Source organism: Corynebacterium felinum, assembly GCF_030408755.1.
In the GTDB taxonomy this organism is placed as follows: Bacteria; Actinomycetota; Actinomycetes; order Mycobacteriales; family Mycobacteriaceae; genus Corynebacterium; species Corynebacterium felinum.
The window spans coordinates 2722765-2745933 of sequence record NZ_CP047209.1 but is presented as its reverse complement, the minus strand read 5'-3'; the positions used below and the strand labels follow the sequence as shown (position 1 = coordinate 2745933).

23 protein-coding genes are annotated in these 23169 nt (G+C 54.3%); 8 read left to right on the top strand and 15 right to left on the bottom strand.

What is annotated here, in order from left to right; translation table 11 throughout:
- Position 1: 1 nt before the first annotated feature.
- The 6 genes from folB to CFELI_RS11520 are packed head-to-tail and all read left to right on the top strand — an operon-like array spanning position 2 to position 4197.
- Positions 2 to 382, top strand: a complete 381-nt coding sequence (gene folB, locus CFELI_RS11545; protein WP_277103785.1) for a dihydroneopterin aldolase — start codon at positions 2 to 4, stop codon at positions 380 to 382.
- A gap of 12 nt (positions 383 to 394) precedes the next feature.
- Positions 395 to 874 (top strand): 2-amino-4-hydroxy-6-hydroxymethyldihydropteridine diphosphokinase, encoded by a 480-nt coding sequence (gene folK, locus CFELI_RS11540; protein ID WP_277103869.1) that lies wholly within the window; start codon positions 395 to 397, stop codon positions 872 to 874.
- A 3-nt stretch (positions 875 to 877) separates the two neighbouring features.
- The gene (locus tag CFELI_RS11535) at positions 878 to 1342 is read left to right on the top strand and encodes a DUF3180 domain-containing protein (RefSeq protein ID WP_277103784.1); all 465 of its coding nucleotides are present in this window, start codon (positions 878 to 880) and stop codon (positions 1340 to 1342) included.
- A 28-nt stretch (positions 1343 to 1370) separates the two neighbouring features.
- Positions 1371 to 2825, top strand: coding sequence for a DUF6779 domain-containing protein (locus CFELI_RS11530; protein ID WP_277103783.1), 1455 nt, complete (start codon positions 1371 to 1373; stop codon positions 2823 to 2825).
- A complete protein-coding gene (locus tag CFELI_RS11525) occupies positions 2815 to 3375 on the top strand; it encodes a hypothetical protein (RefSeq protein ID WP_277103782.1) in 561 nt (186 codons plus the stop codon). The genes CFELI_RS11530 and CFELI_RS11525 overlap by 11 nt, the downstream gene beginning before the upstream one ends.
- Positions 3376 to 3381: 6 nt before the next feature.
- Positions 3382 to 4197: a pantoate--beta-alanine ligase gene (locus CFELI_RS11520; protein ID WP_277103781.1), complete on the top strand. Its 816-nt coding sequence runs from the start codon at positions 3382 to 3384 to the stop codon at positions 4195 to 4197.
- A 424-nt stretch (positions 4198 to 4621) separates the two neighbouring features.
- Here the strand turns inward: CFELI_RS11520 and CFELI_RS11515 are convergent, their stop codons facing one another.
- The 5 genes from CFELI_RS11515 to CFELI_RS11495 all read right to left on the bottom strand — a co-directional run bounded on the left by CFELI_RS11515 (position 4622) and on the right by CFELI_RS11495 (position 8245).
- Complete coding sequence (locus tag CFELI_RS11515) at positions 4622 to 5029, bottom strand: hypothetical protein (RefSeq protein ID WP_277103780.1); 408 nt, start codon at positions 5027 to 5029, stop codon at positions 4622 to 4624.
- Between the two features lie 2 nt (positions 5030 to 5031).
- Positions 5032 to 5973, bottom strand: coding sequence for an HTTM domain-containing protein (locus CFELI_RS11510; RefSeq protein WP_277103779.1), 942 nt, complete (start codon positions 5971 to 5973; stop codon positions 5032 to 5034).
- Positions 5970 to 6554: an SdpA family antimicrobial peptide system protein gene (locus CFELI_RS11505; RefSeq protein ID WP_277103778.1), complete on the bottom strand. Its 585-nt coding sequence runs from the start codon at positions 6552 to 6554 to the stop codon at positions 5970 to 5972. The genes CFELI_RS11510 and CFELI_RS11505 overlap by 4 nt, the downstream gene beginning before the upstream one ends.
- Positions 6535 to 7254 carry a sporulation delaying protein family toxin gene (locus tag CFELI_RS11500; RefSeq protein ID WP_277103777.1) on the bottom strand — a complete coding sequence of 240 codons (720 nt, stop codon included), beginning with the start codon at positions 7252 to 7254 and terminating at the stop codon, positions 6535 to 6537. The genes CFELI_RS11505 and CFELI_RS11500 overlap by 20 nt, the downstream gene beginning before the upstream one ends.
- Before the next feature lie 391 nt (positions 7255 to 7645).
- Positions 7646 to 8245, bottom strand: coding sequence for a hypothetical protein (locus tag CFELI_RS11495; RefSeq protein ID WP_290259032.1), 600 nt, complete (start codon positions 8243 to 8245; stop codon positions 7646 to 7648).
- 61 nt (positions 8246 to 8306) lie between these two features.
- On the opposite strand from CFELI_RS11495, the gene CFELI_RS11490 reads away from it, so the two are divergent.
- Positions 8307 to 9101 carry a transposase family protein gene (locus CFELI_RS11490; protein ID WP_290258955.1) on the top strand — a complete coding sequence of 265 codons (795 nt, stop codon included), beginning with the start codon at positions 8307 to 8309 and terminating at the stop codon, positions 9099 to 9101.
- Between the two features lie 682 nt (positions 9102 to 9783).
- Here CFELI_RS11490 and CFELI_RS11485 read toward each other — a convergent pair.
- The 10 genes from CFELI_RS11485 to CFELI_RS11440 form a co-directional block, all read right to left on the bottom strand.
- Positions 9784 to 10611, bottom strand: coding sequence for an ABC transporter ATP-binding protein (locus CFELI_RS11485; protein ID WP_277104461.1), 828 nt, complete (start codon positions 10609 to 10611; stop codon positions 9784 to 9786).
- Positions 10612 to 10614: 3 nt separating this feature from the next.
- Positions 10615 to 11730, bottom strand: coding sequence for a FecCD family ABC transporter permease (locus tag CFELI_RS11480; RefSeq protein ID WP_277104460.1), 1116 nt, complete (start codon positions 11728 to 11730; stop codon positions 10615 to 10617).
- Positions 11727 to 12776, bottom strand: a complete 1050-nt coding sequence (locus CFELI_RS11475) for a FecCD family ABC transporter permease (RefSeq protein WP_290259031.1) — start codon at positions 12774 to 12776, stop codon at positions 11727 to 11729. Before CFELI_RS11475 ends, CFELI_RS11480 begins: the two co-directional genes overlap by 4 nt.
- Entirely contained in the window at positions 12740 to 13756 is a 1017-nt protein-coding gene (locus CFELI_RS11470) for a hypothetical protein (RefSeq protein ID WP_277104458.1), read from the bottom strand. The genes CFELI_RS11475 and CFELI_RS11470 overlap by 37 nt, the downstream gene beginning before the upstream one ends.
- 220 nt (positions 13757 to 13976) lie before the next feature.
- A complete protein-coding gene (locus tag CFELI_RS11465; protein ID WP_277104457.1) occupies positions 13977 to 16304 on the bottom strand; it encodes a hypothetical protein in 2328 nt (775 codons plus the stop codon).
- Positions 16305 to 16372: 68 nt separating this feature from the next.
- Complete coding sequence (locus CFELI_RS11460; RefSeq protein WP_277104456.1) at positions 16373 to 17383, bottom strand: ABC transporter substrate-binding protein; 1011 nt, start codon at positions 17381 to 17383, stop codon at positions 16373 to 16375.
- A gap of 442 nt (positions 17384 to 17825) precedes the next feature.
- Positions 17826 to 20099, bottom strand: a complete 2274-nt coding sequence (locus CFELI_RS11455; RefSeq protein ID WP_277104455.1) for a beta-propeller fold lactonase family protein — start codon at positions 20097 to 20099, stop codon at positions 17826 to 17828.
- A gap of 699 nt (positions 20100 to 20798) precedes the next feature.
- Positions 20799 to 21038, bottom strand: a complete 240-nt coding sequence (locus CFELI_RS11450; protein WP_277104454.1) for a hypothetical protein — start codon at positions 21036 to 21038, stop codon at positions 20799 to 20801.
- A 21-nt stretch (positions 21039 to 21059) separates the two neighbouring features.
- Complete coding sequence (locus CFELI_RS11445) at positions 21060 to 21365, bottom strand: YncE family protein (protein WP_277104453.1); 306 nt, start codon at positions 21363 to 21365, stop codon at positions 21060 to 21062.
- Positions 21366 to 21414: 49 nt separating this feature from the next.
- Positions 21415 to 21549, bottom strand: a complete 135-nt coding sequence (locus CFELI_RS11440; protein WP_277104452.1) for a hypothetical protein — start codon at positions 21547 to 21549, stop codon at positions 21415 to 21417.
- Between the two features lie 704 nt (positions 21550 to 22253).
- Here CFELI_RS11440 and CFELI_RS11435 point away from each other — a divergent pair.
- Positions 22254 to 23126, top strand: a complete 873-nt coding sequence (locus CFELI_RS11435; RefSeq protein ID WP_277104451.1) for an SDR family oxidoreductase — start codon at positions 22254 to 22256, stop codon at positions 23124 to 23126.
- Positions 23127 to 23169 lie beyond the last annotated feature (43 nt).

The following is a 23169-nucleotide window of genomic DNA, read 5'->3' as shown; positions in this document are numbered from 1 at the left end:
CATGGCTGACCGCATTGAACTCAAAGGGCTCCACGGCTACGGCTACCACGGCGTTTTTGCGGATGAAAAGCGCCAGGGCCAAGACTTCAGCGTTGATCTGTGCTGCTGGCTCGACTTCAGCGCAGCAGTGGAGACTGACAATCTTGCACACACCGTTAACTATGCACAGCTTGCTGAAATCGCCTATCAGGTGCTCACCGGGCCCAGCTTCGATCTGATCGAAAAGGTAGCAGGAACCATCGCTGAGAACATCATGTGCGAATTCCCGCAACTGTTCGCAGTGGAAGTAACAGTGCATAAACCCAACGCACCAATTCCACGCACCTTCCACGACGTGGCTGTGGTTGCGCGCCGTTCGAGGGAACGCGGCAGGAAGGGATAACACATGGAAACAATCCGCGCAGTACTGTCCATCGGCTCAAATATGGAGGATCGCTATAAGCTCCTCGAAACAGTGTTTGAGCACTTTGCTGACGAAACCATTGCGCGCTCATCCGTGTACTCCACCCCGCCGTGGGGAGTGGTGGATCAAGACGAATTCCTCAACGCTGTGCTCATCGTCGAAGTACACTGCAGCCCCCTCGAACTGTTGCGCCGCGGCCAAGCGCTGGAGGATGCAGCAGATCGGGTGCGGGAACGCCGCTGGGGGCCACGCACCTTAGATGTCGATATTGTGCAGGTGACACAAGATGGGGTGGAGCTTGTTCAAGACGATCCCGAATTGATGCTGCCGCACCCGTGGGCGAAGTCTCGTGCGTTTGTTTTGGTACCGTGGCTTCAAGCGGATCCGAACGCGTGCCTTCGTGGGCTCAAAGTTGCGGATCTCGTGGCAGGACTCGATCCTGCCGACGTGGAATCTATCCAGGAGATTTAAACCGTGAAGCCAACACATCTCGCTGCACTGATCGGCATGGCCGGGTTTTGCGCAGCCGCCACATTCATTGTGGTGGCGCAAATGTATAGCTATTTCCCACCTGTGCCGACCTCAGTGGCCATCACCTTGTGGGCCATGGCGGGACTGTGCGCACTGTTGGCGGTTGTGGTCAAGGGCCGGATCAAAGATAACCGGATTGGTTTTGATAAAAGCCAGCTGGAACCAACCCGTGCCGCGAATTTTTTGGTCATGGGCAAAGCCAGCGCGTGGACTGGTGCTATTTTTGGTGGGGGGTACCTCGGTTTGGCTATCTACATCATTCCCCGCATCAGCATGCTCACCGCCGCCGGTGAGGATACGCCGAAAGTGATCGGCGCACTCCTCGGCGGATTTGCCCTGAGTGCTGCAGGATTGTGGTTGGAAAGAGCCTGCCAAGCCCCGCCACCGACGGACGCAGAATCTGCTTAGAATTTTCTTATGAGGTAAGTTGTAAGGCATGACTAGCAAAACCAACCGCGATCGGCAGCCCGGAAAGGTGACGCGCGACAGCAATCAATTTCTTGTTGTCGTGCTGATCTTGCTGGCTGTTATTGCCAGCGCCATGATGCTGATGTTCAGCTCAGTAGGCGCGATTAAGATCGCCATGTTGGTTGCGTTGTGGGCTGTGCTTTTAGGCGTGTTTGTGGCCTTCCGATACCAGCGTGATTTAGAAGTACAGCGCTCGATGTATCAGGCAAAGCTGGATCAGGCGGAAAAGCGCCACGCAACGCAGCGCATGATGCGCGAGACACAAATTCAGCAGGAAATTTCGACCCGCTCGAAGGAAATGTCCAACCAGGCCCTTGCGGATATCAGCGAGCAGCTCGCCCAGGTGCGCGGCCAGTTGGAGGCAATCACAGGCACTGTGTTCCCCGAGCACAGCCCCGTGTTGCGTGCTGAGGCGGTGCGGATTCGCGAGCTAGAGGATACCCAAGCACCGCCGAGCGCTATGCCGGTAGAAACCTTCGACCAAAGCTCGACTGGTTCTTTTGTGGCAACACCACAACCACCGCACACTCCCACCGCAACACCAGCACCAGCGCCAGCTCCGGAACCGATTGTGGAGCCGGTAGCGGAAAAGCCGGATTATTTTGATTATTCGGGCTACGGCGCAACTCATGCTCAGAGTGGATCTGATCAGGGGGCTGTTGCTTTTGAGCCGGAGTATTCGGATGCCCAGTATTCGGAACAGGATTTTTCCGAGTATTCGGATTCGCAGTATTCCGCCGAAGAGTATTCGCCCACGCAGCAGCCCACCACCACGTCTTATGAGTACGGCGGTTATAGCTACGACTCATACCCGGCACAGGAGGAGGCTTTGGCAGCCGATACCAGCTATGAGGCTGGTGATTCTTCCTACGCAGCTGACACTAGTGACTACTACTCCAGCTATCAGCAAGCCACAGAGCCGCAGGCTGAGCCGGACTACTCCGAGTATGCGTCGAGTTACAGCTACGATGACACAACACAATACTCAGACTATTCCAGCCTGGATGCTGCATATGATGATTCGGCTGATGTCGCAACCAATGATGAGCCGTACACCCCAACGTTTAACACTAGTAGCTTTGATGCGGTGAACTGGGTGGGTACTTCCGCTGAACCCCAGCCACTGGTGGGTGATTTTGAGCCGCAGCGTTCCTCGGTGTCGGAGGGTGCAGGATATGGTTCGAGTTTTGGGTATGGCACCTATTCTGGTGGTGGTTATACCCCTGCGCATTCTGCTGCATCCTCGGATTACGGCACGTCAGCGCCGCGGTCTTCGGGGGGTCGGCGTCGTAAAGAAGATCGGGTTGTCGAAACCCCGGTTCCACCTGTTCGGGAGGCGTCGCATGGTCGCCGTCGCCAGGATGATCAGACGGGTGGCTTGAGCGTTGCTGATTTGATGAAGAAACGACATAATGAGCGTTAACCCACCACAACTGAGGTTTTGTGTTGTTGGGCATTCGTTTCTCACCTCAGATTTGCTCCAAGCTGGCCATGTGCAGGTGACACTTAACGATGCGCCTGAGATGGTGATTCTGGGTGTGACTGATTCCGTGGTTGAGCAGCAGCTTGAAGCACTTGCGGATGTTCTGCGCCCAAATACTATTGTGCTCAATCATTGTCTGGCCTTAGCACCTGAGGTTTCTGGCTGTTTAGATATTGCGGTTTTGCCGCAGCAGCGCGGGTGTGCGGTGTGCACTTTTGATGAGCTTGGCGCGGTGGTTGCGGAGCTTTTACTTCAGCCGCTTGGTGTTCCCGTGACTCAGGTGGCTGCTGAGGATTGGCCGCAAACGCAGGCGTTAGTGGCATGGTGGCTGGTGTTTTCTGCGGTTGCGGATGAGCAGGCTCGTGGTTTGTGTGAGTTTTTTGCGCCTGCGTTGCGTGATGTGCGCACGATTGCGGCGGTTGAAAAGTTGATGGGTGGGGGAAAGTTGTATCGTTTAGGCGTGGATTTTCTTGATGGAGTGAGTGGTTAACACATTATGGCTTTTGAATTCGGTGTTGCTCAGGATTGTGATGTTGCTCGGGCGTCGATGATTGCTTCTGCTTTCCGTAAGCAGGGTAAACCTGTGGTGCTGGTGGTTGTGGGTGCTGGGGTGCATGCGGGGCATTGTGCGTTGATTCGTGCGGCGCGGCGTATTCCTGGCAGTGTGGTTATTGTTGCCGCCCACGATTCGGTTGCGCAGCACGATGTGGCTGCTGAGCGTGTCGACGCCGTCGCTAGGTACAGCGATCACTCCTTGTGGCCGCATGGTTTACGCGGTGGTGTGATGGTGAACGATAACGGGATGGAAGACCCTGAGTTGCTTAGGGTGGATGCGAGTCGGATTCTTGCGCTTGTGGGTGCGATTGGTCCTTCTGATCTGGTGTTGGGGGAGAAGGATTATGAGCTGTTGGTGAATGTGCAGCAGGCGGTGACTGATTTGCACATTCCTGTCACGATTCATTCGGTGCCCACGGTACGTATGCCAGATGGTGTGGCGATTTCGCTGCGTAACACGATGATTCCTGTGGAGTATAGGGAGCAGGCGTTGGCGCTTGCTGCCGCTGTGACCGCCGGGGCTCATGCTGCGGAGGCTGGCCAGGAGGCTGTGTGCGCGGTGGTGCGTGAGGTGTTGCAGGCTAGTGGTGTGGTACCTGATTTTGTGAAGGTGACCGCATTGAATTTGGGCCCTGCCCCTCAGGTGGGCGACGCCCGCCTGTTTGCAGGCATCACCTTAGGTGGCGTGCGCCTGACTGATAATGTCGGATTACCACTTGGAATTGGTTTTAAGAATATTGAAAACCCCAGCGCCTAAAGCGTGCTCTGTTGCGAACGTGTAGTTCGTAGCGGTGTGGTAACTAGCGTGTAGCGCTTGGGTGAGGATCGCGTAGCGCTTTTCATCGCCAGTGATGTTATCTTTGGAGTAGCACCCAGCAACCCGGTTGCACGCGTTACATAGAAAGATGCCTGCCGTGATTCTGAGCAGTTGATCAGGGCGTTGCTGTTACAAGGCATGTCTTGCTGCGACATTATTGCCTGAACTCGCGCATCACGTTGTGACGGAGTCTTGTGGCAGAATAACGGAGCACGCGGTGTTCTTCTCATGGTAGTTTTCTTTGTCAAAATCCATTCTGAGTAAGAACCCCGCGTGCTTTCGTTGACGTTCCACCCACAAAACCCCCAAAACCACAGGTCAGCGTTTCATGCGCATTTCCTCGGTGAGAAATCCTCAATGGGTGTTAAAGGAACGGCGAGTTATTGGTGGGGGTGAATGTGGATTGTTGCGGTGGTGTATCTTGCTTAGCAGCTTTGTTCGCAACCATGCGCGTCGCAGTGCTGAGTATGGCGCCGACCAATATGCTGGCGAACGAGACGGTGGCGATCCAAATAGTATCTGTGCCTGTATGCGCCTGATATGCGGTGATAGCACCACTAGTGAACCAAAGGGTGGCAAGCCTCCAATGAAGTTTCGACCCGGCACATGGGTCGAGTGGATGCGCCTCGTCATGTGGCATCGTGGCTTCCGGGGGATACTTCCAAGTCGAATTTCTTTCCATGCTCTTGCGAGTCTTTGTTGCCTGCACTGCGGATATTATCGTAAGAGCGAAAAAGACCAGCCAAGGATGCTGAATGATAAATTCTTCCATCTTTACTCGCGTTTCGAAGGGCTAGTTGTTGGTGAGCGATCTTTTTTGACATGGTCGAAATAGAGCAGGTGCATGATTAGCAGCGCTGCCATGGAGATGAGGAACGACCAAAGTCCAAATGTGATCGCAAAACCTGTGTGGAGAATTATGCCTATGATAAACAAAATTTTCTTGAATTGTGATCTGAATAGACAGCCTATGCCTAAGACAAATTCCACAATCAACACGAGATAAGTCGCGAATTGACCGAGATATGGTAAACCAAAAATCCACAGCAATGGCGTTGCGATAAAGCTAGGCGGTCCGAATGTAGGATCGGAAATCCAGTACCATACGCCAGTGCCGTTGAGCCATTCTGGGACAACGAACTTTCCTACCGCTGCATGGAAATACACAACGAAACCCTGAACCATAAACAAGATGATGGCAGCCCACCACAATGACAAACGAAAAACGGGGAGAGGCTTGTTGGGTGGGTGGTTATGCCAATGGGTTAATCTCGTATCACCGAAATGAAAAAGTATGAAGATGAGCGCGAGAGCTTGGGCAATATGATCACCGCCGTCAACAATTGGAGATTGGGAAGCAAAGCTCCACTGGAACCAGAAGTGTATCCAGCTCACAATGCCTGGCAGCACGCCAGACATGACAGCGATCAAAATAATGAAAGTGAACACGTATGATAGCGTCCAATTTGGTGCGAGTGCGCAATAGAGCCCAACTCGTGAAAAAGAGCCTTCGCAGACTGCACCGTGTGGAGCCGATTCGGAAGAAAAGAACAAGGCGTCACGGGGAGTAAGAATAAAAGTGAGAAAAGTGCCGAAGCCAAGAAGCGAACGAGCAATTCCAGCTAAACGACGGTGAGGGTTTGCCTCCATCATGATCGTGCCGACAGTCGCGAGAAACTCACCAAAAGATCGACGTCGCGTAATTACTGAATTCATTTCTTCTCCGAGTGGCAAACGGCGTTCAACTTAACTACTTGACCAGGCATTCCATCGCGTAGGTTTCTATAAGCCCACGGCACTGGCTCCGACTTTGTCATCACAATATCGCCACAAATCTGAGGATTTGTTGTGGGATTATCGATGGTTATCGAGGGAGACTCGGGAACGCACTTTTCAAAATGCGTAACGTTGTCGCATTCTTTCCAATTCTGTTCAGGGATGAGGTTGGTGAGTAATTCTGTATCCACTTCGGTAAGCCGCGCACTTCTATTGAGGCCGAAAAAATACTGCAAAGACAAATTGGGCCCACGCGCTATGGGTTCCCAAGTGTCTGTTTCGGGAACGCGGACAAAACCGATAGTGCGTTTTTCACGCGGAGATTTAGTAAAAAACGCCCAACCTTGAACCGTGAAAGTACGAACAGCAAGGACTTTGGATCGCGCCTTAGATCCGTAAAGCTCCGAAGCTGGAAGCCACGCCCACATCTGAACTATGATCACAGTGGCAATAGTGATGAAAGCAATGATGGGGGTAGCCTTCAGCTTCGTTGCTGAAGGATCATACTCGAATCTTGTCATCACGAATGGCCTTCATAACATCAACAACAACCGTTTCTTGTGATGCTGCATTTGCATCAAAGCGCCCGCGTGTACGCCACTTCGTAAGCCAGTGCACCACGAAAACAGCTGAAGCTGCTGTAACAACGACACCAGCGTTCAGAAACGCAACCTTGTGAACCGTGACTGCCGTTGTCGCTACGCAAACGATGACTATGCCACAACCAGACGGTGATGTATTAACTGAGGCTTGAGCAATTTCGGGATACTTGTAATCCGCGTAACGTGCGACAATCTCACTCATATCGTCAAGGCCTTGATGAACTTCAATCGGGTCATCGCTCTTCACACGGCGAATCGAAGCGGTCAGGTCATCCTTGTAAAGTTCCTTGAGCTCACCAATTGCTTGATCGACTTCATGTGCAAAATCTGCTTCGGTGATATGTGCTGGTAAGAGCACTTTGGAACCCATTCTTTCGGCTACAGGACCGGTGCTGAAAACTAAACCTTTGAGAATATCGTCATCGGTTGCTTTGGTGCTCGGATCTGCATCGGCTGAAATGTCCATGAGCGAAAGACGGTGACTTTGCGCCTGTGCGACGGGAACAAAGCCTCCGGAGAACACAACGGTGCTCATAACCACTGCCATAATCACCTTCAGTGATCGAGCAAGGATTTTCCGGTATGTGTCTTGGGAGCGTTGGAAGATTAAAGATTCCATTTTTATCTCCTCCAATGGAAAATAATGATTAAAAAAGGATGGAAGTTGAATGAGCGTTCAGGAGCTGGCTTTGGTGGGGTTTTCTGAACGGTCATTTGTGCCACAAGCGTGTACTTGCGACCGTAAAAACAAACAGGAAAAGTAAAAATGAGTGTTATGCGTTTCGATGTGAATATAGGCTGAAGGGGGAGTATATGGAAGAATAGACTTCCAAAATTCGATTCCAAAAGAGAAAAACCTCGAAAGTTCTTCACTGGAAATTAGCAAACAGCGCGCTTGGATAGCGTGTGTTGCAACCCCTTTGCCCCAAAAGCAAGCATTTTTGGCGCAAAGGGGATTTGGTAAGAGGAAAGCGAGGATGACGCTTTAGTGCGTAGTGAAGCGATTGGTTTTACTCTCGCGCATGCACGCTATCGATAATATTGGTAACTAAGGTTTCTTGGACTGCTTGATTGTCCTTACTTCCCCAATATTTAAGGGCAACAACGGCAGGGTATCGATAGCGGAATCGGTATGGAGCAGTCCGATAAGTAAACGGCAAGCAGAGTATAACGATTCCACAAATTGGAGGGAAATACATTTGTGGATCAGCTTGAGCCTGGTGTGTAAATTCCGTGGTGATAGTAGTGACTTTTTCAAGTCCTTGGCTTACAACCACAGGGTCTGAATCGCGCAATTGCTTCAGGGCTGGTTGCAGGGAGTCAGAATGTATTCGTGTTAACTCAGCAACGATTTCTTCGACTTCCTGGTCGTAGACCATACGATCCACGCTTGGCGGTAGTGCGAGCGGTATTCCTATGTTTTCCGCTAACGGGCCGGTGCCAAACATCAAAGCTTTAATCAGATCTGCGTCAGAAATGGGTTGTTGCTGCTCCATCGAATGTAGCGGTGTGTTGTGCTCTTTGTATTGAGGTTTTCTCACCGGGGAAATGCGTTTGAAACGCTGACCTGTGGTTTTGGGGGTTTTGTGGGTGTGTCGTAACGAAAGCACGCGGGGTTCTTACTCAGAATGGTTTTTGATACAGGAAAATCAAACTGAAAGGAACTCCCGCGTGCTTCGCTATTCTGCCACACTTGACGTCCCAATTTCCACTGCACGTACCATCAGCGCTTGGCTTCAAGCTCATCGCCGTCGACATGACCTTCGCCCCCATCAACGTGCCACAACGTGTTGGGAGCAAGCAATTATGCTTCTACGCTGGCTTTATGAAGCAACAAGTATCGCTACTATTGCTCGTGATGCTCGTGTTTCACAAGCCACAGGCTACCGCTACATCCATGAAGCACTCAGGGTTGTTTCCGCCAAATCTCCCACCCTCATCGACGCACTACGCCATGCCAAGGACGCCAATAATCTTTTCGTCTGCCTTGACGGAACACTCATCCGAACAGACCGCGTAGCGAGAAAGAACCCGAAAAACCGTCACGATCTGTGGTATTCCGGAAAACATAAGGCATTTGGTGGCAATGTACAGGTGCTCACTGACGAGAGTGGGTACCCACTATGGGTATCCTCAGTATCTCCTGGATCAACCCACGACATCACAGCAGCGCGTGAGCATGTTCTTGATGCAATAAGCACTGTTGATATTTGCGTTCTTGCCGACAAAGGCTACATTGGTGCAGGTCACAACGTACACACACCGATCAGAGGAAGGAATCTGGCAGATGACGAATACGAGTACAACCGTCGTCTTAACGGTTTGCGAGCACCATCAGAACGAGCAAACGCCATGCTCAAACAACTCAAAGCACTACGGCGTGTAACACTATGCCCTAAAACCATTACAGCCATCGCAAAAACTGCTTTAGTCGTCCTACACCTAGCCCGCAAAATACTCTGGTGAGAAAACCTCATTGTGAAGAAGTTTGAGCATTGGTGATCTGAATGGTGCCGAAAACGGTTGCAAAAGCCAGCAATGTTAAACCAATTAGTTTGAAACGGGAATGGATGGAATTTGCCCGCATTGTTGGGTTCTGTGATGACATTGGTGAATCCTTTTCTCGCAGGATAAAACGAATGAATGGGGAGAAAATGAAGAATCACCTGTATTAATGAATTTCCGGCAACTCTTCATCTAAGCCATGTCGATTGAACGCCAGTGACCATTGCGCATATGCTCTCCGCGAGTGGGATCGCTATCAAAGTAATGAATTTGCCCCTAGGGTAACAATAAATATCGGCGGGTGCAATTGTTTATGCGACACTTAATTGATTTAGATATTAGCTTGAAATGTAAGATGTCTGACGTAAATTGGCAACTATATTGCGGATAATTGTTGCAATAGGTGGCAAAGATTTTGGGTTATAATGTTTGAATTTTGGCAGTGTGTCGCTGGGTCGGTTGAGGATTCTGTGTGAATCCATTGATGAAGATGGCGTGGTCAGGGGAGGATGTTTGCTAGTGAAAAAATTGTAGAGAGGCTGGTATTATTTTACTTTTTCGAATGTAGTAGCGAAAGTGTGGGAAACCCCGCCAGCGCATTTTTTGATAAGTTTCTGGCGGGAATGTTTCTGGTGAAAAATTTTTATGCTCGTGGCACCACGATGGGGCGGCCGGTTTCAGGATCATCCACCAAACGGCAATCGAGGCGATACACGTCCTTCAATAATTCCTCGGTGACTACCTCCGATACCTTGCCGTGGCGAATAATCTGCCCATCTTTCATCACCACCAAATTCGTGGCATAGCGAAACGCCAACGTTAGTTCATGGAGCACCATCACCACCGTTGCCCCCGACTGCTGGAGATCACGGGCTAAGTTCAACACCTCAACCTGGTGGGTGATATCCAAATACGTGGTGGGCTCATCAAGAAGAACCACCGGCGTATCCTGCGCCAACACCATAGCCAACCACACGCGCTGACGCTGACCACCAGAAAGCTCATCAATGCGCTTATCAGCAATATCGGCCACATTCGCGCGCGCCATCGCCGAAGCAACCGCAACCTCATCAGCGCGAGTCCACCGGCCCAAAATATCCTGATGCGGATAGCGGCCACGAGCAATCAAGTCATAGACCACAATCCCATCGGGGGCAGTCGGCGACTGCGGCAACAAACCCAACCGGCGCGCAATCTGCTTCGGATGCAACTGCCTAATATCCTCACCCTGAAGCAACACCGTCCCCTGCGAAGGCAACACCCGTGCCAGCGCACGCAACAACGTTGACTTACCGCACGCATTCGGGCCCACAATAATCGTCAACTCACCCGTGGGAATCGCAAGCGAAATATCCTCCAAAATAGTCCGCTGCGCACTATAACCCACCTTCAACCCCAGCGCCTGCAGCGCCGGAACATCCACAGACGAGTTGGATTCGACGTCGATACGCGAAATAGACTGCTTGGACACTGATTAACTCTCTTTCCGCTGCTTGCGCAACAACCACACCAAATAAATACCGCCCAAAAGCCCCGTGACCACACCCACAGGAAGCTGCACTGGGGCCAACGCACGCTGCGCAATCACATCAGAGGCCACAACTAAGGCAGCACCCATCAACGCCGCAGAACCCATACCCACCCCAGAGACCTTCGCCACACGCCGCGCCAACTGCGGGGCCGCCAACGCCACAAACGCAATCGGGCCAGCAATCGCCACAGACAACGCCGTGAGCAAAACACCCACCCCAATCAACTCAGCCCGACGCCGCTCAACACGAACACCCAAACCCACAGCCACATCATCGCCACTAGTCATCACAGCCAACGGACGCGACAACAACAACGCACAAGGAATCACACACACCACCACAGCAACCGCAACCCCAGCCTCCGACCAGGTAGTGGCATTAAAAGAACCCGCCAACCACTGGGCAGCAGTCTGCGCATTCGACAACTCCGCACCCACAATCAACAACGCATTCAGTGCCTGCAAAATTGATGCCACACCAATACCGACGAGCACCAAACGCACCGCCGAAATCTTACGATTATTCAACGCCAAGGCATACACCACAACCGCAGTGATCACACCGCCAACAACCGCGCCAATAGCAATCTGCCACGGCGAACCGCCAAGAAGAATAATCGTGGTAACAGCACCCGACGCCGAACCCGTAGTAAAACCAATAATGTCCGGGCTGCCCAAAGAATTCGCCGAAAGCTGCTGGAAAATACAGCCCGACACACCCAAACACGCACCCACGCACAACGCCGCCGCCACACGCGGCAAACGCTGCTGCTGAACAAAAAACTGGCCCAAAGGATCAGAACCCACACCAAACAAATGAGCAACCGCCTCAGCAGCCGACATGGGATAATCGCCGATCAACAGTGCCGATGTACCAATACCGAGACACGCCACAATCAAAATCAGCCCCACCACCGCAGCACGCCGCTGCACCCGCACACCTGGGAGCACGGTGACAAAACGGTGAGCAAGCAACGGATGGACTTGTGCCTGCTCATCGGCGGCAGGCACGGGCGTGTGCGAAGCACAGGAAGCTGTGGATAAATGCTGTTTAGTCATGCAAAGGTCTCAAGATTCTTCCGGCGAACAATAGCAATAAACACAGGGCCACCAATCAGCGCCGACATGATGCCTGTTTGAATCTCCATCGGCATCACCACAAGGCGGGCGGCAATATCAGCGCTGAGCAAAAAGATCGGCGCCACCACCACACACGCGGGAATCACCAAGCGCTGATCCGTACCCACCAACATGCGCGCCACATACGGCACAGCCAAACCCACAAACATGATCGGCCCCACCGCCGCAGTCGCAGCACCACACAACAAAGTGACAGCCACCACCACCATGACGCGAGTCGTGCCCACACGAACCCCCAACGCCTTACCCGTATCGTCGCCCAAAGCCAAGGCATTCAGCGCAGGAGTGGCTAAAAAGGCCAACACTAAACCCACCACCATAAATAGCCCCACGGTCGCCAACACCGACCAGCCACGACCCTCCACCGAGCCGGAAGCCCAGTAGCGAAACTCGTTAAAAGCATTCTGGTTAGACAACAAAATTGCCTGCACAAGTGCCGAAATTGCCATCGATAGTGCCACACCAGCCAACGTTAAACGCGCCGGTGTCACGCCACGGCGACCCGCGCCACCCAAGGCGTAGACCGCAACGGAAGCAACCACCGCACCAGCAATCGCCCACCACACATAGGAGGCGATACCGAACTGGCCGAAAAATGCCACCGCAGCCACCACCGCCAGCGCCGAGCCGGCATTAATGCCCAAGATGCCAGGATCAGCCAACGGATTGCGCGTCAACCCCTGCATCAAGGCACCAGCCACACCCAAGCTTGCGCCCACCACCATCACCACAACAGTGCGGGGCAAACGCTGATCGATAACCACCACGTGGCTTTCATGAGCACCCTCGCCTTGAAGGGTCGCAAGAACCTCCGCGAGTGGGATGTTGTTAGAGCCAAACATCAACGATGCGGCCATACATAACGCCAGCAGCCCCACCGTAACAATGAGTGAGGCTGCACGAAGCCTAAAAAGTCGCATGAAATAAATCAGTTCGTCCCATTGCGGCGCGCGATCAGCATCCACGCATTAATGGCGGTCATACCCACCAGCAAAATGGCACCGCCAACAAACAAACCAATATAAGGGGCTTGGCTGGCAGGCGCAGCTTGAGCCTGCGTATCAGCCGTTTGCTTCACATTCTTATTAAAAATGCCGTTATGTTCAGGGATTGTCGCATCCGATGCTTGGGCAAAACCGCCAGCCTTGGCAGCCTTATCATCCAACTTGCCGCCACTTGCCGATCCACCAGAAGCACCGGTGGAACCACTCGTAGAACCGCCACCGCCACTGCTACTTGCACCGGCGACAGCAGCGGACGCTGGATCGTTCTCAAAATCCTCGTCCTCATCCTGGCTGGTGGAATCAGACACCGCCTGGCGTCCCGCACGCACCGAACGCTGGGTGTTGCCACCAGTGCGGCTGGACTCACTGTTAGTCTGAGCCCCTGTACCACCAGTGCTGGTGTTAGTGGTGGAGTCTTGGTTACCGGAATCACCAGAACCGGAACCGGAACCGGAATCGGCAGCAATCACGGTGAAGTTCGAATTCCCACGGTTGGTGTAGCCCTCAGTGCCGACTACTTGGCCATCTCTGATGAGTTCCTTGGTAGCCAAATAACGCAGGTGGTGCTGGCCAGGGGAGAGGTCGCAGGGGATTTCGACTGAACCGGAGGCGGTGCCCCCGGAGTCGACCCTAGCGGTAGCCACCACGCCCTGGCCTTGGATGGAGGTATCACCATCACTGGAAAGCCCATCATCAATCTTGACGTTGACAGTTTCACCGGCAGGGAAACCATGCACGCTAAAGCTTAAGGTTTCACATTGCTTCACGGTGGATGGTGAGACTGAGGAGGATGTCCCCGGCGTATCGCTACCGGCACCGCCTGGAGGCAGGGCGAAAACGGGGGCGGCACCTAAAAGAGCTACCCCGGCGACAGCACTAACTGCGCAGATTTTCACGCAGCCACCGAAACCTTGTGGGGATAATACGCGTTGAGCAGACATGAGGAACTACAAACCTTTCGCACAATCACCGCTCGTTCACCGCGGCGATAAGTATTAATAGAGAAGATTGAAATAGTGTCGGTGCTAACCGTGGAGGCGGTAGCACTAGGGGGAAATGAAGAAATCAGAAACACGCGAGTCAAAGGGTGAACCGCGCCTTTAACCGGTGCGGGTTCACAAGGACACACACTGCTTTCCCCATGAACCCAAAGACCTGCGTTTAGCTCGCCTTCCTGCGGATAATGGAAATACCGCCAGCGGTCAGCGCGGGAATTGCCACGCCCAGCGCGATCAGTAGCCAGTCCACTGGGCTCATCAACTGGGTCTGTGCCACAGGCATCACCGCCACCGGTTCTTCCTTCGCTACAGCCGGTGCTGGGGCAAACGTCTTCTTCGGACCCAGCACCAGATCAAGCCAGCCAGCAACCTCACCTGCCGGCGAAGTGGCCGCCACCGTGTATTCACCATTCGGCAAATCAGCCACATCGAGCTTTACTTCCCGCTTCTTATCCAGCTGCACCCAACCGGCAGGCACAGGATCGACTGAAGTATCGGAGGAATACACGTACAAAAAGACCCAGTCGCCGACCTTGCTCTTAGGCAAGCGCATCCGCAGCTGCTCATCTTTGAGCGAGCCGGTGGAATCAAAAGCATTTGTCTCATCCAACAAGTCGCGGTTTGTCACCGGTGCTTTCGGATCCTTCGTAGGTTTCGCCTGATACGTAGGTCCAGCAGCCACCGCACGCTGCACCCGCGGTTGGGCACCAGCGGCGCGAATCACAGGTCGCGATGCGCTCACCCGTGGGGCGCGCCGGGTGCGGGTGCGCTCCGTACGTGATGTGGTGGTGGATTCTTCCGCCTCATCCAGTGGGGTGGGTTCCGTGGTTTGTTTTTGGCTGCGCACAAACTTATCCAGCTCCACGATGGATTTATCTACCTGGGCAAGCCCATTGGCAACATGGCCTAAGCCCTGAGGTGCAGCGGATGTTGAGCTTGCGGCAGCGCTGGTAGTGCTGGTGGTGGTTGTTGTTTGGGTGCGGAAGGTCCAGTAGGTCCAGCCTAAAAGGGTGCCGGTGTGGCCTTCGTTGCCGTCCATGACCACGAGTTTGAGCAATCCGGCGGGGATGTGGTTGGAGGTGTCTACTTCCACTGATGCGTCTTTGTCGAGGCGGAACCAGGTGTCGCGCCAGGGGTAGCGGGGTGATCCGTCCTGAATATAGGTGGAGAGGAATACCCAGTCGCCTTCTTTGCGCCCCGGTACGGTGATTCGGGCTTTGCCCTGTGGTGTTTGTGTGACGCTGACGTTGCCTTTCACTGCATCGGTGAGGTTTTCGGTGTAGTGCAGTGGGTCGGGAACACCACCTGGGGCGTAGTCGCCGATGATGAAGCTGAGCTTGTGCCCAGATCGTGGGAGGGTGACGCGCACGTCGCCGTCTTGGAGGGAACCGGAGAGGACGCGGATGGTGTGTTCACCGGTGTTGAAGGGGGCTTTCGACCCGTTGGGCAGTGTGGTGGTTCCGTCCGGTAGTGGCATGTTGAAGGTGAAGTCGCCGGTGTTAGGGTCGGCTTGCACGATGGCCCAGATGGTTTGGTTGTCGGCAATGTCGGTGTTGAGGCGTTCGACTTTGCCTTCGTCGATCTTGATGGCTACTTTCGCCCCGCCGCTGTTCTCGTTACAGAACCCTTTGCCGGTGATGGTCAGGGTGTTGTCGGGGTTGGGGCGGTTTTTGACTTCCGCGGTTGGTGGGCTTTGGGAGGGGGTGCAGGTGATTTTTTCGGTTGCCGGGGGCTGGTATTCGACCCCGCCGACGATGAGGCGTTGGGTGAGTACGCTGCGTTGGGTGTCGCCGTCGACAAGCCCGGTAGCGAAGTTGAGGGTCAGTGATTGCCCAGCTTTTAAGGTGGTGGGCATGACAATCTCGGTGTCGAAGTTGCCCTGGGCGTCTGTGGTGAACAGGGCGTAGATGGTGGCGTCTTTTGTGCCGTTGCCGGGGTGGGTGAACACATCGTTGGTGTCGCCGGGTTTGCCGGTGTCGGCGGTGCCGCGGCGGTATTGGCGGGTGGACCCGTCGGCATCGAGGTAGTTGACTTTCACCGCGATGGTGGAGGCGGTTTTGGCGGCGTTGGTCCAGCCACTGCCTGTGACGTGGAGTTTGTCGCCGGCGTTGGTGTCGCGCTGCACGCGAAGCGTTGCCCCGTTGCTGTCGTGTTCAAGATAGGTGACATCGGCGCTGCGCAGGATGGACATGGGCGTGACGACGTCGAGACGCTCCGCCTCGTGTCGTTGCTCATCGGCTGCGAACGGGGTTGTTTCGCGTGGCGACGCCGCCACCGATGTCACAGGGTGCGCTACCTGTGGCGAGCTTATAGGTGCAGCAGGTGCTTCGGCAGTTTCGCTGACTTGTGCGGGCAGCCCTGCTGCGGTGAAATCGTCGGGGACTGCGGTGGCGGAGATGCCAAAGAGGGTGAAGGGGGTCAGTGTGGCGGTGACGCTGAGCAGCGCTATGGCGCTAAGGCGGGGTGTGCGTTGTGGTGTTGGGGTGTTCATGTGCACGAGTAGTCCTTAGAAACGAAAAGATGCGGCAACAGACAGTGCTGGTTGGTGCAAGCAGCGGGTTAGACGAGGTTTTTCTCGATGTCGTCGATAATGCGGTGCATCAAAAGGGGCCCGCCAGTGGAGGTCCACACCGAACCATCGACGGGGATGATGTGTTGGCTTTGGAAGGCTACGAGATCGGTGAAACCGGGAAGCTTTTTCGCCTGCTCAATAGCTTTGACTGCGGCCTCGTGGTCAGCATCGCCGCCAGCTTGCTGGTTGCTCACCGAGGAACCGCCGAGGGTGCCGAAGAACATGTAGTCAGCATCCAGATCTTTCAAGTTTTCCAAGCTTACGGGCTCAGAGTGGCCGCGGCCGCGACGATCTTGGGAGGCAGGCCGCTTAAGTCCAACGTCTAAAAGTGCGCGCCCTGCGGGAAGCTCGTTGAGAATCAGCGAGCCGTTGGTGCCCTGCCAGCGCACGACGGAAAAGGTCGAGTCTTTGTAATCGCCCAGTTTCTTCGACACTTCTTCGGCGTGCTTGGCGTAGTTGGCGATAATTTTTTCGCCCTCCTCCTTCTTGTTCACAGCATCGGCGGTTAGGCGTAGGTTGTCTTTCCAATCCCCACCCGCATAGCCGGTATACACCACTGGGGCGATGGCGCGTAGTGCCTCCAGCACGGGTGGGTTGTTGTTTACACTGGTGCCGTCGACCAAAATGAGGTCGGGTTTGGCCGCGCCGATTACCTCAAAGTTGGGTTGGGCCACGGAACCAAAGATAGGAATGTCGTGGCCTGCTTCTTTCAGATAGTTGGGGATGTCTTGCTGGCCGCGGCCAGCAACAGCACCGATTGGGGTGAGGCCAAGGGCGAGGACACCGTCGAGGGTGGGTTCAGAAAGGGTGACAATTCTTTCTGGTGTGGCCGGCACTTCGACGTCGTTGTCTTCAATATCTTTCACAATGCGGGTGGCGCCATCCCCGGTGGTTTGGGTGGAGGGGGTGTTTGTACAGGCAACCAGTGAGCTTGCGCCAATGGTGGTGATCATCGTGGCGGAAAGAATTTTCAGAAACGATCGGCGGTTCAGTGACATGCGGTGTCCTTTCACTGTCGATGAGGCAGAGGAAATGGGGGCTAAAAATTGGGAATTAGTGGAAAAGTAATGAAAATGTCGTTATCTAAAGTATCTAATATGAAGCAAGGCTTCAGTAAAGGGGGTGCTGGGAAGCTGGGGGAGCGTGCTGGGAAGGGGGCGTAGAGGGAAGGTTCACCTTGAGGGGGTAAAAGCGCCGAAACATCCTGCCCCGCTTGCAGGGGGAAACTGCTGGTCACACAGCCGCAGGGATGCTGGGTTGTGAAACACTTGTTTCTTAAAATCTGCAAGAGGGGAGGATGTTGGTCACTATCTCATAAGGGGGAACACTTCTTCACTGAGCATTGCTGGGAGAAAAGTTCATGTTCCCGGATTCTCATGAAGGGGAGGTCACAGCGATGAACTCTGGTGGCATATCCCCTTCATGAAAGAGGTGGGGCTTTTATCCCAGTGCGCCACGCAGTGGAGCAGGTACCAGGTGAGCTGGGATGAGACCGAACTTCACCAGTGCTGCTGCAACTGCGCCCAGCACGCCCAAGATGCCGACGGCACCGAGGACACCGAGCAATATCTTGCCAACGTTGCCGAGGTTGCCCACGCTAGAGCCACCAGTGTTGTCTGCTGGAGGCAGGTTCTTTAGCTGGAAGCGGGAGATGGTGTCGACGTTGATGTCGCCTTCCTTCTCCGCTGCCTTGTTCACGGCATAAACTGCACCATTAGCACCCACGGAGATGTGGTTTGCGAACTTACCTGCTGGCAGGTTCGCAACAACCTTCAGCTCTGCTGGGTCGATCACGGTGACGGTGCCTGCACCACGGTTGGTGATGTACACACGCTTGTCACGTGGGTTGTAGTGAGCGTTCAAGGCCAATGCGCCGGTGGGGATTTCCTTCACAAACGCGCCGGTCTCAGAGTTGATCACCACGGTGTTGCCGGAATCTTGGCTTGCAATGAACAGGTTCTTGGTTGCTGGATCGTAGGCGATACCGGAAGCGGCAGCGACCTTATCAGCAGGCAGGTCGATAACAGTTGCCTTCTCGGTGGTGAGATCAACACGCACTGCCTTTGGCTTGCCACGGGAGGTGGTAAACAGCAGGTTCTGTTCTGGCAAGTATTCGATCGACATTGGGGTTGGGAAGTCGCCCAAGTCGATCTGGCCGGCACGCTTGCCGCCTTCCTTGCTCAGGTCGAAGATGTCGATGGTGTTACCACCAGCAGCGGTGACATAGGCCTTACCGGTGCGCTCATCAATAACGATGTCGCGTGGGTGGTTGGTTTCGCCCTTGTCGAAGTGCTTGACCAAGGAAAGGTCGGACTGCTTGTACACACTGACGGTGTCGTGGCGAGTGTTGGTGATCCACACCAGCTCGCGCTTGTTGTCCAAGCCGATGCCGTAGGCAGCCATGACGCCATCCTTGCCGTCGGAGCCCAGGTCCTTGTTCTCAGCGATGGTTTCCAGGGTGTCTGCGTTGAGCTTCATCAAGGTGGAGGAAGAGGTACGCACAGCCTGGGTGACGAACAGAAGGCCCTTGTCGCTGTTGACTGCCGACTGGTACAAACCGGCTGGAACCTTGCGGGTGATCACGCTGTAGGCGTCTTCACCGACAGCGTCGGTGGAAGCGTTGACCTTGCTGTTAGTCTTTGCGGTGACTGGTGCGGTGTCGCCAACAACGTAGGTGAAGAAGACCTGGCCGCCGAATGGGGCATTGGCAGGAACCTTCACACCTTCAATAACAACCTTGCCGTCAACTTCGGTTGCTGCCTGTGCTTCAGAAAGCCAGTTCGCACCTTCGGTACCCACACCGGTGACCTTTGCTCCTACTGGGAGGTGAGCCACAGACAGAGTGGAGGTGGATCCGGCAGCAGCGTTGTTGGAAACGGTGGCTGCTGGTTCGGTGGTGAAGGTGGTGTTGAGGTTTTCCTTGGTGGTGTGCACGGTGATGGTGTGCTGGCCTGGACGCAGGCCTGCGCCCGGGACCACGAAGGAAGCACTCGCAGTGCCGTCTTCTTTAACCTTGACTGCACGGTCGCGCAGTGGCTTGAGTACTTGATCGCCCAGCTTGGCTGCAACGGTTTCACCAGGGGTGAAGCCAGTTACATTCGTGTTGACGACGATGTCGCCAGCCTTGCCGAAACGACCATCGTTTGGCAGCACGTTAGGCTCAGCGCTTGCCTTTGGCTCAGCTACGGTTCCTGCTGGAATGCAAGGATGAGCTGGGTCGTGGAGAACCTTGACCAGGATGGGGCGGGAGATACCTGGGCCACCGTCGTTGCCGGCAACGAAGGTGATCACGTGGTTGCCATCGCCGAGATCACTTGGTAGTACTACCTTCACTTCGAAGGCACCGTCTTTAACCTGAGAGCCTGGTAGGTGCAGGGTGGTTGCGCCACCTTCGAAGGCCAAGCCGGAACCGGCGGACTGATCTTCAGGCCACTTGTTGTCGTTCTGGTTGATCTTGATTCCGATGAAGCCACCGTCTGCTGGGCGGGCTTCGAAGCCGGTGCCCTTGATGGTGACTACACCACCAGGTACGACGGATTCTTCAACAATTGTCAGCTCACCGGCACCAATGCCCTTACGAACTTGTGGTTCCTTGACACACTGAACTTGGTGGGCCAGTGCTGGGGAGGCGGTGACTACTCCGAGGCCACCGGTGATCAATGCTACGGACATCATGCCTGCAAGGGCACGCTGTACTGCGTAGGTCTTCTTCATCTTCTACAGTGTCTTTCTGTGCACTTAGGGGGAGAATTTGACTATTAACCTCATCCTTGGGTGGTGAGGTGAAAGCGTAGGTTGGCGCTTTTAAAAGTGAGGGGGAAGGGATAACCCCTGACACATTGGAGTGAGAGCAACGAGCGCCTCTTTAAAAACGCACGAGCCTTACCCTAGATGAAGTACGCCTAAGGAAACAATGATTAGCCTTGCCTGAATAGCAATGTTTATACATGCTGAAAAATTTGTCCGACCATCAAACCAAAGGTGGAGGGGAATTAACACGATATGTGCAGGGATAATCCCGAACTTTGGTTGTTGATCAATCTGTACTCGCCTTGACGCTTGTCTAATTGTGGCGCTAGTCACGGGGTGGCGATTTGCTAAGGAAATTACCCCCGCTACGAGCAGGCGTCGCACAGGTAATGTGAAGGAAAGTATAAGAAAATATTGAAATATCCTCGGCTTTTTCCACCTGTGCATAAATAAAACCCGCTGCACTGTGGTATTTCCGCAGATGCAACGGGGGTGGTTTCTTGGAAAACTAGCTAGTGTCATCCAAGGGGTGCGACCTTGGTGCCCAGAGCACGACCACGAGGGCGAATGGCCAGCACAAACCTAGGTGAGAAGAATGTGGGCGCACGCGCGCATCACTGGCTTTTAAGGGGGAGCGCAGAAGAAGTCCCACGCTCCTTGACGCTACTGCCGCTTCAGTACAGCCGGCAGCAGGTAGGTGGGAATTACACCCATAGTTACTAACGCTGCGTCGATCGCGCCCAGCACACCGAGGATGCCCACAGTAGCGAGAATGTTGATCAGTGGTTTATGCCACTTCTGCTTGCCTTCGCCCAGCGAGCTACCGAAAGCATCAGGTGTCGTGCTGGTAGGTGTAGAAGTTTCTGGCAGGATGTGCATGTGTATGCGTGCGAAGCGGTACACCTAGTCGATAGAGCCTTGGCCTTACTTCTGTGCTGCCTTGTTCACTGCAAACACCTCGCCTTGAGGGTCAATGGAGATGTGGTTTGGCAGCGTGCCAGCCCGCAGGTTGGCTTTGAGTTCTAAGGTGGCGGGGTCGATCACGCTGATCGTGTCCGATCCGCGGTTGGCCACGTAGATGAGCTTGCCCGGCAGGGAGAGGGTGTGCTTGGTCGCTGAGTTGGGGTAGTCCGGTGTCGGCGGTTTGGTCATCAGCCCAGTTGGGTGTGCCTTTGTTGATCTTAAAGGCAAGGAAGCCGTCGGTGGGGCGTTGGTCGAATCCAGTTCCATTGATGGTGACAACCCCGCTTGGTTTGACGTTAACTTCGGGTGTTATGAGTTAGCCGTTGGCGGCTGGCGCGGTGATTGCTGGTGCGCAGGTATCTTGTGCCAGTGCTGGTGGTGTGGGGGTGGACAGTTCTGCGGAGATGAGTGCGGTGGCGATCAGGAAGGTGCCGCGTCGTGGGGTGGTCATAGTGTTGGTGCCCTTTCTGTGGGGTTGGGGTTTCTCAAGGGGATAGGTTGTGGTGGCAGGTAGTGCATGTGTGCCGGTGGAGGAGCGTGTGTTCCGGTGACGTTGTGTTCCGGAGACGTTGTGTGCCGGTGACGTTGTGTGAAGTGTTTTCCACGGGTGTGACAACAGTGAGATCTTGGTGGTGCGGGTGTCACTGCTGAATGGTTGTCATTGATCACAGTGCCTGTGTCCACAAGGTGAAAGTGGGGGAGGGTGATGCACCTTGGTTGCAGAGTGGGGTATCACGGTGGGGGGGAGCATGTTTGCGCTTTAGTGCTGCTCTTGCCCCTGTAAGCCGTATGGGTTTGAGGATAAAACAGCTATCGTGGGGGAAATCATGGTTAGGCTAACCTTGCGAGTATCGGCGTTCAGGGGCTAAGGTTGCTTCCGGAATTATCCACCGAAAGAATGAAGTTTATTCCACTGTTCTATGCAGTGCTTTTGCCCGCCTTTTGGCTAAATCTGAAGAAAATACACAAATAATGCCCATCAAATTGTGACGCTCAACAAGGGGTGGCAAAGGTGCTACTTGTCTTACCCCCGCAGTGGTGGATCGCGTCGCCTGCGCTAGTGAGGGGCTTGTGTTTTTCCTCGAGCGGGTGGAGGTGATTGTCGTTGGATTTCCCATTATTTTTCCTGCATATAGTAAAGAAAGCGCCGCAACAATGTCTGACAGTTCGAATGTGCCGCAGCCTGAGGTGTCTCATACCGACTCTGATGAAGCACCAGGGAGTTATTCCCGCCATGTGATTGTGACGGGGGCAAAAGGCGGGATTGGTCGCGCCTGTGTGCGCCAGCTTGAACAGGCCGGTTACCTGGTTACTGGGTGGGATTTGCCGGAGCTTGATGTTACGGATGCAGCCCGTGTTGCGCAGCTGTGTGATCAAGCGGAGCGGGAGAAAGGCCCGCTGTGGGGTTTGGTGCACTGCGCTGGTGTGATGGTGGCCGATTATGCAGTTGAGAAGAGTTTGATTGCGCAAAATTGCAATAAAAATTCCCGCATAGATACTCGCAGAGATACGCGGGATGTCGCGGATGCTGATGTGAGCGCTTCCACTACTGGGGTGGAATTGGATGCGGCGTGGCGGAATATGCGCACGAATTTCTTTGGTGTGGTCACGGTGTGTTCGCAGGTGGCTGCGCGTTTGTGTGCCCGTAAGGCTGGGTCGATTGTGGTGGTGGCGTCGAATGCTGGTTCCACGCCGCGGGTGGGCATGGCTAGTTATGGGGCGTCGAAAGCTGCGGCGTTGTCCTGGGTGCAGACATTGGGTTTGGAGTGTGCCTCAAGTGGGGTGCGCTGTAATACGGTGTCGCCGGGTTCGACTGATACGCCGATGCTGCGTGGCATGTGGCCTTCAGGTGAGGATCGGAGTGCGGCGGTTGTGGCGGGTTCTCCTGAGGATTTTCGGTTGGGTATTCCGCTGCGCAAGCTGGCGACTGCTGATGATGTGGCTCGTGTGTGCCTGTTTTTATTGGGACAGCAGGCGGGGCATGTGACGATGCAGGATCTCAAAGTGGATGGTGGTGCAACGTTTTAGTGCGTGGGATTGACCTGACTGTGTTCGTAATGGTTGTTGAAGG